We start from the raw sequence: 13,387 nt of genomic DNA, 5'->3' as shown, positions 1-13,387 counted from the left end.
TCCAGAGCCCAGTTATATATGAACCTACAAGCTCCTATATGTTTTGCGATTAACTCCTGTTGAGTTAGATTTGGATACATACGGTACTTGTAGGCTTTTAACATATCACAGTAATTATTATTTATCATTGTTTATAGGTTATGGTATAGATTAGACGGCATTCATCCCTTTGTTTCATTTTGATGAAATGAAACTCGCATTAAATCTACGATTTGATGCAATGCTAAAGACACAATGGTTTTCTACCTTCAATCTTTATAAACTTTCACGAGAAATGTAGCAGGAAGCCAACAGTTTCAACTGTTGGAGGAATGCGTCCAAACTTAAACAAACCATTAACGAATCAACAATAGCATCTCTGTTTCATAATTAGTTTATATATGTATGACATATTCATAGATAGCATGTACCTGACATTGAAAGTAAAACTGAATCCAGATAGAGAACAACGTGACAAACTATTGGAAACCATGGAAAAGTTCAATGAGGCCTGTAACTATGCTTCTGAGGCTGCATGGTACAACAAGAAATTCGGTAAAACAGGGATTCAGAAATTAACTTATTATGATATTAAGCAGGAATTCGGTCTGTCTGCTCAGTTGACTGTCAGGGCAATCGCTAAAGTAGCTGAAAGCTACAGCAACGAAAGAAAGACCATACACAAATTCGATAAAAGAGGAGCAGTGGTCTACGACCAGAGAGTTCTGTCGTTCAAAGATAATGATATGGTATCCATACTTACTCTGGATGGCCGTGAGAAAATAGGTATATCTTACGGTAATTACAGACCTTTTGACATAAGTAAAATCAGAGGTCAGGCAGACCTTATTTACGAAGATGGTAAATTTTACCTGATGCTTGTGATGGAAGTAGATGAAAACGAGGTTGAATATAACGATGATGTTCTGGGTGTAGATCTGGGTGTAGTTAATATAGCAACTACTTCTGATGGAGAAGTCTATAAAGGCTCAAAAGCTGATAAGGTTAGAGAACGATACACAAGTCTGAAATCAAGGTTGCAGTCAGCTGGAACATGGTCAGCCAAGAAGCACCTCAAGAAATTATCCAGGAAAGAACGCCGGTTCAAACGAGATCTTAACCATTGGGTTGCCAAACAGCTGGTCAAACGCGCTAAAGACACGTCCCGGGCTATAGCACTTGAGAACCTCAACGGTTTTCGTCCGGAAGCCACGGTTACTAAAGCGCAGAGAGATAGGTTGGGTAAATGGGCGTTCTCTGAACTGACCGAGTTCATCCTATACAAATCAAAACTTGAAGGAGTGCCTGTAGTCATCATCAACCCGATGTATACCTCGCAGCAGTGTTCTGAGTGCGGATATATCGATAAAAATAACCGCCAGAAACAGGCTAACTTCAGGTGTAAGAACTGCGGTCATAAAGACAATGCTGACTACAATGCTTCGAAGAATATTGCACACAGGGGAGCTGTCAGCCTTCCTAATGTTCTCCGCTTAGCTTCTATTAGTTGAGAGATGGAAGGACAAGCTAACCGTTTTAGCGGTTAGTAGCTGACAACTGATAAATTAACCAGTACAAAATAGATAGGTGAAACTAGAATGTCAATTCATCCAATAGAATACCGCTACGGAACAGATGAGATGAAATATGTATGGAGTGAAAAAAACCGCCTCCAGAAAATCATGAATGTAGAAGTTGCACTTGCAAAAGCTGAAGCAGATGTCGGACTTATCCCAAAAAGTGCTGCAAATGATATTGCAAAAAGCATCGATTCTGTAAAACTCGAACGTGTCAAGGAAATCGAGTATGAAATTAACCATGACATGATGGCTGTTGTGCATGGAATATCAGAACAGTGTCCAGGAGACTCCGGGAAATGGGTCCATTTTGGAGCAACATCCAATGATATGCTGGATACAGCAACCGCCCTGCAGATAAAAGATGCAGTGGAAATACTTGAAAATAAATTGAAAGATTTAATGAACGCCCTTGTAAATCAGGCAGAAACCCATAAAAAAACCGTCTGTGCAGGTCGTACCCACGGACAGATAGGGGTTCCAACAACCTATGGATTAAGATTTGCGATATGGGCTACAGAAATTTCGCGCCATCTTGAACGTCTGGAACAATTAAAACCCCGGATACTTGTTGGGCAGATGACAGGTGCAGTCGGCACCCAGGCTGCTTTTGGTAAAAAAGGAATAAAATTGCAGAAAAAAGCAATGGAATATCTTGAGATAGGTTCAGTAGATGTATCAAATCAGATCATCCAGAGGGACAGGCACGCAGAATTTGTCATGTGGATGGCAAATGTTGCCACTACTCTGGATAAAATCGGTATTGAAATCCGCACACTCCAGAGGAGTGAAATTGCAGAAGTTGAGGAGAGTTTTGGAAAAAAACAGGTCGGTTCCTCCACCATGCCCCACAAACGCAATCCCATCAAATCCGAACAGATATGCGGGCTTGCCCGTATAGTACGCTCTATGGTGGAACCGGAACTCAGGAACAATACCCTATGGGATGAAAGAGACCTTACCAATTCATCATCTGAAAGGATTGTATTCCCTGAATCCTGTGTACTTACAGACCATATAATAAAACTTGGCACTGGTATTATAGAAAATCTCAGATTCTATCCGGAAAACATTCACCACAACCTTGAACTTCTTAAAGGCCTCAACATGGGTGAAGCCGTGATGATAGAACTTGCAAAACGGGGTGTTGGTAGACAGGATGCTCATGAAATTGTGCGAAAAAATGCAATGTATGCACATGAAACCGGAAAGCATCTAAAAGATGTACTGTTAGAGGATTCTGAAGTTGCACAATATTTGAATAATGAAGAAATTGTACAGCTTGTAGACCCTTATAAATATATAGGAACTGCTGTTGAACAGGTGGAAGCTGTTGTAGAAAAGTTGAAAAAACAATAATTTTAATTTTACAACGCTTACCAGCCTCTTTTTTGAGTTGCATAAAGGCTAAATTCCTTAAAGCTTACATTATAAATCATGATGATACCAGATAAAAATTACAAACTCCTAGAAGAAAAAGCAAAAGATGTGGGAGCAAACAGTGTCAGTTTAATCCCTGCAGAAAATATAATAGTTGAGAACCGGACAACATTAAAATGTATATTCGGTTGCAACGGATATGGGAGCCATGTTTGTCCCCTTTCATACCTACTGTTGAAGATTTCAGAGATATGCTGGATGAATATGAATGGGCACTGCTTGTAGACTGGAAATCCGAGAACAGATTCTCAAGAGAAATCAGTGAAAACTTTGTGAAATACAGTATATCTCCACCAGATAATGAGAATACTAAACAACAGCATCAACAGAACTTAAAAACTGTGATGAGAGAGCGCAAGGAAAGAATACAGCCTGGCAGTCTTGAACTTGAAAAACTTGCATGGAGTCTTGGATACAACACCGCACTTGCCACATTTCCGGGAATGTGTACATGGTGTGCCAACAGTGACTATTCAAATGTGAATTGCGCAGGATTTGAAGGGATCTGCCACCACCCTACAGTCCGCAGACCCTGCCTTATGGGACTTGGTGTGCGGCTGGATAAAACCCTTGAAAAATTGGGTATACCGCTGCAAAAATTTCTTATGGATGATGACATCCCATCACAGTATACACTGATATTACTGGATTGAATTTAAAAATTCAAAAATAGTATCTGGAAATAAAATTACTGGATAATTCCCTGTTCTTTAAGCTGTTTTCTAAACAGCACCTGTTTTTTCCATCTTGCAACATCAGGAGTGGGTTCGTCCCTTTTTGACTTCTGTTTTTTGATTATGTTGTCAAGATATCTCAGGTCATTTTCCATGGCATCGTCATTTATTTTTTTCTGCATAATTGAGCCCCCAGTCAGATTATGGGTGTTATTACCACATATATAAGAAATATGTCAATAGCTATATTTAAGGTAATTGTACGAATATAATAAGAGAACCAAATAACAATAAAACTGTGGAGATTCTTAAATCAAAAATATAAGAATAGCTTTAAATCCCGACCTACTTTAAGTATTTCAATCACCATATTCTCCAAAAGGACCCACTGAGATGCTATTAGTTTTTGCCATGTAATAGGATGATTAACAGGATTGTTAAATCATCCAAGCATCCGATTTAAAAATTCTCCTGTATAAGACCCTTTGGTCTGTGCCACTTTTTCAGGCGTGCCTTCTGCAATAACTCTGCCACCATGTTCACCACCTTCAGGGCCAAGATCGATTATCCAGTCCGCTGTTTTGATGACATCCAGGTTATGTTCGATTACAATAACAGTGTTTCCTGCATCAACCAGTCTCTGTAGGACTGAAAGTAACCTTTTGACGTCCTCAAAATGCAGACCGGTGGTGGGTTCATCAAGGATATACAAGGTTTTCCCAGTTGAGCGTCTACTGAGTTCGGATGCAAGTTTTACCCTTTGAGCTTCTCCACCTGACAACGTAGTTGATGATTGTCCGAGTTTAATATAACCAAGCCCTACATCATACAGAGTCTGCAATCGTTTTTGTATCTTCGGGATGTTTTCAAAAAATTCCAGTGCTTCCTCAACAGTCATTTCAAGAACATCTGATATTGTTTTACCTTTATATAATACATCCAGTGTTTCCCGGTTGTATCGTTTACCATTACATACCTCACATTCCACATGGACATCAGGCAAGAAATGCATTTCAATGGTTATTATCCCGTCACCCGAACAGGTTTCACATCTTCCACCCCGGATATTGAAACTGAATCTTCCTGGTTTGTACCCTCTTGCACGTGCAAGTGGGGTTTGTGCAAACAGTTCTCTTATCGGTGTGAAAACATTGGTATATGTTGCAGGATTGGACCTTGGGGTTCGGCCTATGGGTGACTGGTCGATGGTTATAACTTTATCTACATTTTCCAGTCCTTTAATATCCTTATATACACCAGGTTTCTCTCTTGCACGGTGCAGTTTCTGAGCGAGTACCTTGTGAAGGGTATCATTTATAAGCGTGCTTTTACCCGAACCTGACACACCAGTGACACAAAGCATGAGACCCAGTGGTACTTCCACATCTATATCTTTTAGATTGTTTTCTCCTGCTCCAACAAGTGAAAGTTTGGACTTGAATTCCCGTCTTTTTTCCGGTATTTCGATATCCTTTTTCTTACTTAAATACTGTCCTGTAAGTGATTTTTCATCATTGATGATTTGTTCTGGTGTACCTTCAGAAACTACGTTTCCGCCATGTATCCCTGCTCCTGGGCCCATATCCACAACATGATCTGCATTCAGAATTGTTTCCTCATCATGTTCTACTACAAGGACAGTATTTCCAAGGTCTCTGAGATGTTTGAGTGTATTTATAAGGCGTATATTATCCCTTTGATGCAGACCAATGCTTGGTTCGTCAAGGATATAGAGCACACCCATAAGGCTTGAACCTATCTGAGTGGCAAGTCTGATCCTTTGGGCTTCTCCACCTGATAGTGTGGATGCAGACCTGCTCAGTGTCAGGTAATCCAGACCTACATCCATGAGAAATCCTAATCTTGATGTTATTTCCTTTAATATCATCCGTGCAACGGCATACTCACGTGAATCCAGTTTTGTTTCCAGTTTTTCGAAGAAATGGAGTGAATTTTCAACCGGCATTTCGGTTATATCCATTATATTGTTATCATCAATTGTAACTGCAAGAACTTCCGGTTTTAACCGTTTGCCGCTGCATTCAGGGCACGGTTTGTTGCTTATATACTTGTTCAGTTTATCCTTAGTATTTTCTGATTCTGTTTTATTATATACCCGGGACAGGTACGAAACAACTCCCCTGAAACGTCCTCTCCGTTTCCATACACCACCGCGTTTTCCGATATGTACAAGAGGTATCTTCTCATTAGTACCATACATAATTATGTCTTTTATATCAGAATCCAGTTCTTTGTACGGGACATCCATGGAAAAACTGTAGTGTTCTGCAAGAGATTCCAGAGACTGCATATGGTAACCATCCCTTTTACTCCATGGTTCAACCGCTCCTTGATGCAGAGTTAAATTGGGATTTGGTACAATCAGTTCCGGGTCGAATTCCATTGTTGTACCCAGCCCATGACACTCAGGACATGCCCCCTGTGGACTGTTAAATGAAAACGCCGGTGGTTCCAGTTCTTCAAAACCAATACCACATTCAGAACAGGCAAGTTTTTCACTGAATATCTGTTCATCCCCATCAACAACATCCACAATGACAGTACCGCCGCTTTTCTCTATTGATGTTTCCACTGCTTCAGAAAGCCGGTCTTCAATTCCCTCTTTTATAACCAGTCTGTCGACTACAATTTCTATATTGTGTTTCTGATAACGCCCAAGCTCCAGGTCACCCGCCTTATCCAGAGCTACAACATCACCATCAACTCTAACTCTGGAATATCCTTCTGATTGCAAATCAGTAAATAGCTTTTTGTATTCACCCTTGCGTTCCCTGATGATGGGACTTAAAATGTGTATTTTGCTTTTTTGAGGCAAATTCATTATGTTGTCCACTATCTGGTCTATACTCTGCGGCTCGATTCTTCTGCCGCAATACGGACAGTGTCTTTTACCGATTCTGGCAAACATGAGCCGGAAATAATCATATATTTCTGTGACAGTTCCTACAGTCGAACGGGGATTTTTGTTTGTGGTGTTCTGTTCTATAGAAATAGCAGGGGATAGCCCTTCGATATATTCGACATCTGGTTTTTCCATCAATCCCAGGAATTGACGGGCATAGGCTGACAACGATTCCACATATCGCCTCTGTCCTTCCGCATAGATTGTATCAAAGGCAATAGATGATTTACCAGAACCGCTCAGACCTGTTATAACTATAAACTTATCTCTTGGAAGTGTGACATCGATGTTATTCAGATTATGCTCTTTTGCTCCCCTAATAATAATACTATTCAGTGACATGTTTGCAATCCATTATTTGCTTTTGACTTTTAATATTCAAGAATTACATGAAATCAGTAAATTAAAGATGTGATACATCATCAATTTTTACTGTACGGAATTGGCACTTTTTGATTGTACAGAATTTTTTGGTTCTGTAATTTTTTCCATCTCTGATGCAGGTCTTTATTACATCCCTGATATTTTCCAGAGCTTCATCAAAGTTTTCTGCTTGTACTTCACAACCTTCAAAAAATGGACATTCTACAATATAGCTATTATCCCTTTCATGAACAACAACAGGTAACTGGATTTTTGAATTTGATTGCATGGGAGTGATATTTTAGATGTTTATTGATAAATTAAAGATTTCGGGTTAAAGTTCAATCTCAACATCATAAACCTTTTCAGGGTTTTCTTTATGCACTTTCCAGAACACATCTTCCCCGAATTTTTCCACCATTTTCAAGGTACGTTTGGGCACTGTTTTGGGGCCCATGACTGCTCCAGGACGCTGAGGGTCATCGATATAATCGGTTTCCATCATAAACCTGTCCCCCTCCTCAAGTGCGGTTTCAATCGCCTCTTTACCTGAAAGAACTCCTGGAAAAATACCAAGACTTTCGCAAACATTTACCATTGGCGGAGAATAATGTTTAACCACTTTGTGCAGTTTGATGCCGCTACGATTTGCCCGTTTTGTAATATCATTGAGTTCAGGTTCTCCGACACTTTCGGTGTGAAGCTGTACTGCACAATCAATTTCCGCACCCAGAGAAAAGCCATGTTCCATTACCTCATTGGATGCGTTCCAGACCTTATCAGATACCGGGTAATGCGGTCTGCCTGTTTTTATCCCTACTGCATACCCATCTCTTACATATTGAGCTGCAAGGTCAAGTCCACCTTTCATGATTTCAACTGCATCATCCAGATTCATACCCAGATTATCGGTTAAGTTGTTAATTTCTGCCGGATGCACTCCCAGTACAGGAAATGATTTGACACCTACATCTTCGGTCTGTTTTGTAATATTAATGGTTTCATCAAAAACAGCAGTATAATCCTGTGGTTTTGATATTTTAACACCCAGTGTCCAGCTTGGTTTTGTCACAAGAAAAATATGAGTACCACCCGTGTTCTTAAAATCCTTTACTGCAGACAAACCCCTTGCTCTCGGGTCGATATGCATATGGTTATCGGTTATCGGGAAGCTGGATTTTACAGACATTTTTCATCACATCTTTTTATTCAAAAATGGTTTTATCTAAGATAAAATATTTGGATGAATTATCAGACGAATATAGAGGGATGAAACATAGCAAATGTAATTTTTTCAATAACATAATTTTATCCTCTACTATTCCTTCATAAATTAATCACTATTCCATGATAAATATAATTAACATTTTTAAATATCAATGGTTAAATAGTGCAGGATTTTATAATAAAACACATATTAAGGGAACCCGGTGATTAAAAAATGAGCAAAAAAGCAGCAGTAATAAAAGGTGATGGAGTAGGTCCAGAACTTGTTGAAGCGATGATGAAGGTAGTAAATGCGGCAAAAACCAGTGTTGAATTCGTACCATGTGAAGCCGGCGCAGGATGGTGGGAAGAAAATGGTGGCAATACACTGATTCCTGAAGAAACCTGGGATTTACTTGAAAACGCTGATGCCTGTTTTAAGGGTCCAACCACAACACCCGGTGGTATCGGTACTCCAAAAAGTGTAGCTGTATCCATCAGGCAGAGATACAACCTCTATGCAAACGTTCGTCCCACAAAGACATTTCCGAACACCAATGTACCGCTTGAAGATGTTGATTTTGTTTGTGTAAGAGAAGCCACCGAAGGCCTCTATTTTGGAGAAGAAGCAAAGATTACCGATGATGCTCACATTGCATTAAGAAAGGTGACAAGAACCGCAAGCAAAAAGATTGCAGAATACGCATTTGAAGAAGCGAAAAGACGAAACTATGATACAGTCGTAGCCATCCATAAAAGCAATATCCTGAAACAGACCGATGGAGTATTCCTGGAAGAAGTTAATAAAGTAGGTGAAAACTACCCTGACATCGATGTATGGGAATACCATATCGACAATATCGCCCAGCAGTTGATAAAGAACCCCCAGAATTTCAATAAAAAAATACTGCTTTCTACCAACCTGTTCATGGATGTCATAAGTGAGGAATGTTCAGCACTTATAGGAAGCATAGGTCTGATATATTCCGCCAATATTGGTGACAATTTCGCCATGTTTGAACCCGCTCACGGGTCATCACCAAAATATCAGGGACAGGACAAAGTCGACCCTGTGGCAACTATACTTGCAGGTGCATGGATGCTTGATTATCTCGATGAGAAAAAAAAGGCACAGGCAATCTTTAATGCTGTAGATGAAGTGATGAAGGAAGGTAAATACTTAACATACGACCTTGGAGGCAGTGCAAAACTCAGTGAGATGGCAAATCGAATCGCTGAATTTACAGAAAAAGAAGTAGAAAAACTTTAAGCCTAAATCAAAAAGGGTATAAGCTGAACCGCTCTTATACCCGTTTATATTTAATAATCCTTTTTAGATGGTTTTTTTTTCAGCAAGGGTTCATAAAGGAAATACTTCTGTACATAGGTCTTTATTTCTTCATCTGAAATACATGACTGCCTTTCTTCATTATCAAAAAGTGCCTGGATTTCAGACTGTATATTTTTTAAACGCGAATCATCCTTATCGATCTCTGTATGTACACCCATCAATTCGTTCAACGCTTCCTGTACCTTATGCCGCAGAACTCCGATACCTGAGGATTCACCTACAAGAATTTCTCTTTCTCTTCCAACAAGTTCAGGCTTGAATGGTTCATAGGTGAACGGATTTTTAATCACACCTGATGAATGAATACCTGATTCATGGGCAAATATATTTTTACCTACTACCGATTTATTTTTGGGGATTCTGATGCCAAGTTCATTTTCTATGTATCTGGCAATATCAGAAATCGGTTCAAGGTTGTACTTTTCAAAACCCTCTACACGCTGGGATAAGAAGAGGAGTAATTTTTCCAACTCTGCATTACCTGCACGTTCTCCGACTCCCAGGAATGTAAGGCTGGACCAATTAGCTCCGTACCAGTACCCTGCAATTGAATTGGCAAGTGATAGTCCAAAATCATCGTGTATATGGGTTTCTATGTTTACAGCACCCAGTTCATTTTTTAGGTATTTCATAATAGAAGGTATGCCATACGGTTCATCCACTTCAGGGAATGGAACTCCATAACCAAGTGTATCGCAAACTCTTATCGTAGTATTGGGATCAATTTCCAGTAATTTTTCAAGCATTGGATAAACAAAATTGTAATTGTCAGCACGTGTCATATCTTCTATATGAACCCTTGTCCGCAAACCATGGTCGACTGCATACTGGAGTGCATTCAGATATTTTTCTTCTGCCGCCTCCCTGGTGGGCAACCCCATTTTATCAAATATATGAGCATCTGATACAGACATCAACAAACCGGTTTCTTCTATTCCATCAACATCCAGTACCATGTCGATATCCTTTTCGGATGACCTCGCCCACCCAGTAATTTCAGGTTTTTCATATCCCCTGTCAAACATTTCATATACAGCTTTACGGTCTCTTCCATTGAACACAAATGTTTCCAGTTTTTCAATACCAATTTCATGAAGATATTCATAAATCTGTAATTTATGGCTTGGTTTCATTACAATTCCAGGCATTTGTGCCCCGTCACGGATGGTACTATCACTGATAAAAATTTCCTGACCATGTGGGAGCTTTATTTTGGGAAGATCGTCATAATCACTGTATATTTTCACTGTATACCTCCTCAAAGATATTATTATGGAAATTGATATATTCATCATTAATTTTGATGATGTTTATGATTAGTATCTATTGATTTTGCTGTTATATGAACACTACGCTGTGTTTTTCAAGTTTATTAAGTTAAATATATAAATTGTAATTATAACAATATTATCTATTCAATTTACTAATAGCATTAATTAGTATAAATACTGTTTACCAAAATTTTCTATAACCTCGTTTATTATGACAAACCATTCTAAGACTGTATTTTAAATATATAAAATATCTGCTACACGACAATACATTAAGTTAGAATCAATTACGAAACAATAACAGTTATCCAAACAAAATGAATATAGAGATGTGATTGCATGTGGAAACCCATAATTGAGAAATTCAAAAACCATCCAGCACAGGAAAAAGTTTTACGGATACTATTTGAACGGGGATTTCAGGTAGATAATAATAAGAAAGTTAAATCCGGGGTAATTGAAATACCTCATACCCAGCTTGCCAGAGAAGTCAATGTGGACAGACGGGTGATTGATGCTACTATAGAAACAATACTAAAGGACGAGATGTTAACAGAAATATTCCAGAACATAACATCTATACCATTCCTGAGGGATGTTGCCCCTTCACTGGGCCTTGGTGTTATTATAATCACGCCTGAGGACGCAGCAAGCACAGGAATACTTGCCGAAGTAGCTTATGTGATTGCAAATCATAATATAAGTATAAGACAGGCAGTTTCAGATGATCCCTATTTTAAGGATGAACCAAAACTTACCATTATAACAGATTCTAAAGTACCGGGATACCTTGTTGATGAAATGCTGAAACTTAAGACTGTTAAAGGAGTGAGTATATACTGATAGTTAAGGTTTACTGATAATTAAAAATTATAAGTAGAAATTGAAATAAAATAGCATTAAGTAACAGTTTCTGCAAGCCACCAGCATATCTTTAAAACCGATTTTGAATTGGATGGGTGAAGCATTTTCTTTACCAGCAACGATGGGTGATCCATATCACCATACTTTGTTATCGTATCAAGCATTCCGGGGTTGTTTATTGAAGATACAAACTCATTCAGCTTTCTATCTTCCAAGCCTCCAACAAATTCATGGATTTTCATTCCGATATCAAGCTCTCTACCTATACGTGATTTCCACCTTTTTTCATATTCTGACAGATTATATTCTGATGAATCACCATTAATCGCAGATTTTGCTGCAATATCTCCTGCTATTTTTGCACATAATGCCCCGGGATAAATTCCACCACCTGATGTAGGTTTAACCTGTCCTGCGGCGTCACCAACAACAATAACACCATCTGTAAAGGTTTTATCCAGTGTTCCAACCGGTATACCACCAACCACAAAATCCATCATATTTCCCCCATATCTTCTGGATACTTCAGGATTTGATGTTAAAAACCGGTTTAAGTATTGAACTGCATCAGGTTCAGTGGTTCCAAGTCCAACCCTTGAAATATTGTTTGATATAGGTACAGCCCATGCAAAAAAACCCGGTGCATATGAACCTGGAAAAACTTCCACAAAATCACTATTTCTGGATTCATACAAACCTTCAATCTGTATACCGGAAATTATTTTTCCCACATTTCCAAGACCTGTCATCTGTGATATATTGCTACGAATCCCATCTGCACCGATTACAACATTGGCTTCGATGGTTTCTGACACACCTTCATTTACGACATAAAGTTTCTGGATCCTAGAACTGTTCTCGATTCCAACTGCCCTTGTCCTGAGAAGTACATCTACACCTGCCTCTGCTGCCAACTGTGCCAGTTTCCTGTCAAATATTTTTCTGGACACCACATATGCTTTTGTTTGACCTCCATCAATCGGCAGGCATGTACCATCAGGCGGATATACAAACGCTCCTCTGACAGAATTTAATACAAAATCATCTGAAGGTTCAAGGTCACACTCATAAACTGCTCTTGTACTGAGCAACCCGGTACATCCTACAGGTGAACCAATGGATTGGTGCTCTTCAATAAGAAGTACCTCTGCGCCATTGAGTGCAGCATAACGGGCTGCAATTGATCCTGTGGGTCCTGCACCTACAACAACTACATCGTATTTCATGGCTATTTCAGGTATTTAGATGGGGTATAAAAGGATTGGGATTATAAAGGATACAATCTGTGTTTAGGTAAAGCTAATTGAATTTGGGAAATTCTTCTTAGTATATTCATCACGTACCGTGTTCCCAGTCACGCATGTATTCTTCCTGTTCAGGTGTCAGTTCATCAATTTCAATATCAAGGGCTTTTAATTTCAGAACAGCGATATAATTATCGATTTCCTGAGGTACTGAATGTACTCCCACATCCAGCATATTACTTGCAAGATGGCGGATACACATTGCCTGATTTGAAAAACTCATATCCATAACCTCTGCAGGATGACCGTCTCCTGCTGCAAGATTTACAAGACGCCCTTCAGCAAGCAGATATATTCTTCTAACCCCGAGATTGTATTCCTTTATGTTTTTACGTACCGTACGGACTGACCGGGATATGGATCCAAGTTCATCAATATTAATTTCCACATTAAAATGTCCGGAATTGGCAAGGATTGCTCCGTCTTTCATACGCT

General features: G+C 39.2%; 13 protein-coding genes. 5 read left to right on the top strand and 8 right to left on the bottom strand.

Translation table 11 applies throughout. From position 1 onward, the window contains the following. The coding region (locus ACLFMM_RS06335) for a helix-turn-helix domain-containing protein (RefSeq protein ID WP_410807876.1) at nt 1–104 on the bottom strand (104 nt) is incomplete at its 3' end. A gap of 300 nt (nt 105–404) precedes the next feature. On the opposite strand from ACLFMM_RS06335, the gene ACLFMM_RS06330 reads away from it, so the two are divergent. From ACLFMM_RS06330 to ACLFMM_RS06320, 3 genes are all read left to right on the top strand, one after another. Beyond that, nucleotides 405–1,490, top strand: coding sequence for an RNA-guided endonuclease InsQ/TnpB family protein (locus ACLFMM_RS06330; RefSeq protein WP_410807875.1), 1,086 nt, complete (start codon nt 405–407; stop codon nt 1,488–1,490). Nucleotides 1,491–1,577: 87 nt separating this feature from the next. Beyond that, nucleotides 1,578–2,915, top strand: coding sequence for an adenylosuccinate lyase (purB, locus tag ACLFMM_RS06325; protein WP_410807873.1), 1,338 nt, complete (start codon nt 1,578–1,580; stop codon nt 2,913–2,915). 233 nt (nt 2,916–3,148) lie between these two features. Further along, complete coding sequence (locus ACLFMM_RS06320) at nt 3,149–3,649, top strand: DUF2284 domain-containing protein (protein WP_410807872.1); 501 nt, start codon at nt 3,149–3,151, stop codon at nt 3,647–3,649. A 35-nt stretch (nt 3,650–3,684) separates the two neighbouring features. Here ACLFMM_RS06320 and ACLFMM_RS06315 read toward each other — a convergent pair whose 3' ends face one another. The 4 genes from ACLFMM_RS06315 to ACLFMM_RS06300 form a co-directional block, all read right to left on the bottom strand. After that, nucleotides 3,685–3,852 carry a hypothetical protein gene (locus ACLFMM_RS06315; protein WP_410807871.1) on the bottom strand — a complete coding sequence of 56 codons (168 nt, stop codon included), beginning with the start codon at nt 3,850–3,852 and terminating at the stop codon, nt 3,685–3,687. 260 nt (nt 3,853–4,112) lie between these two features. After that, nucleotides 4,113–6,935, bottom strand: a complete 2,823-nt coding sequence (uvrA, locus tag ACLFMM_RS06310; RefSeq protein ID WP_410807870.1) for an excinuclease ABC subunit UvrA — start codon at nt 6,933–6,935, stop codon at nt 4,113–4,115. A 61-nt stretch (nt 6,936–6,996) separates the two neighbouring features. Further along, the gene (locus ACLFMM_RS06305) at nt 6,997–7,245 is read right to left on the bottom strand and encodes a type II toxin-antitoxin system HicB family antitoxin (RefSeq protein WP_410807869.1); all 249 of its coding nucleotides are present in this window, start codon (nt 7,243–7,245) and stop codon (nt 6,997–6,999) included. A 45-nt stretch (nt 7,246–7,290) separates the two neighbouring features. Continuing rightward, on the bottom strand, nt 7,291–8,145 hold the full coding sequence (locus ACLFMM_RS06300) for a TatD family hydrolase (RefSeq protein ID WP_410807868.1): 855 nt from the start codon (nt 8,143–8,145) through the stop codon (nt 7,291–7,293). 252 nt (nt 8,146–8,397) lie between these two features. Here ACLFMM_RS06300 and ACLFMM_RS06295 point away from each other — a divergent pair, with 252 nt between their 5' ends. After that, nucleotides 8,398–9,432, top strand: a complete 1,035-nt coding sequence (locus ACLFMM_RS06295) for an isocitrate/isopropylmalate dehydrogenase family protein (protein ID WP_410807867.1) — start codon at nt 8,398–8,400, stop codon at nt 9,430–9,432. 50 nt (nt 9,433–9,482) lie between these two features. On the opposite strand, the gene ACLFMM_RS06290 is transcribed toward ACLFMM_RS06295, so the two are convergent. Continuing rightward, a complete protein-coding gene (locus tag ACLFMM_RS06290; RefSeq protein ID WP_410807866.1) occupies nt 9,483–10,760 on the bottom strand; it encodes an isopropylmalate synthase in 1,278 nt (425 codons plus the stop codon). A 363-nt stretch (nt 10,761–11,123) separates the two neighbouring features. Between ACLFMM_RS06290 and ACLFMM_RS06285 the strand changes: the two genes are divergently transcribed. Continuing rightward, nucleotides 11,124–11,627: an amino acid-binding protein gene (locus ACLFMM_RS06285; RefSeq protein WP_410807865.1), complete on the top strand. Its 504-nt coding sequence runs from the start codon at nt 11,124–11,126 to the stop codon at nt 11,625–11,627. A 56-nt stretch (nt 11,628–11,683) separates the two neighbouring features. On the opposite strand, the gene ACLFMM_RS06280 is transcribed toward ACLFMM_RS06285, so the two are convergent. Both ACLFMM_RS06280 and ACLFMM_RS06275 read right to left on the bottom strand, forming a co-directional pair. Further along, entirely contained in the window at nt 11,684–12,874 is a 1,191-nt protein-coding gene (locus ACLFMM_RS06280; RefSeq protein ID WP_410807864.1) for a geranylgeranyl reductase family protein, read from the bottom strand. Between the two features lie 109 nt (nt 12,875–12,983). Further along, nucleotides 12,984–13,387, bottom strand: a 404-nt coding sequence (locus ACLFMM_RS06275) for an adenosylhomocysteinase (RefSeq protein ID WP_410807863.1), incomplete at its 5' end; no start/stop codon positions are given.

It is taken from the genome of Methanohalobium sp. (assembly GCF_046546175.1).
Taxonomy (GTDB): Archaea; Halobacteriota; Methanosarcinia; order Methanosarcinales; family Methanosarcinaceae; genus Methanohalobium.
Note: the sequence above shows the minus strand (reverse complement) of the source record. Positions and strands in the feature narration are given on the sequence as shown.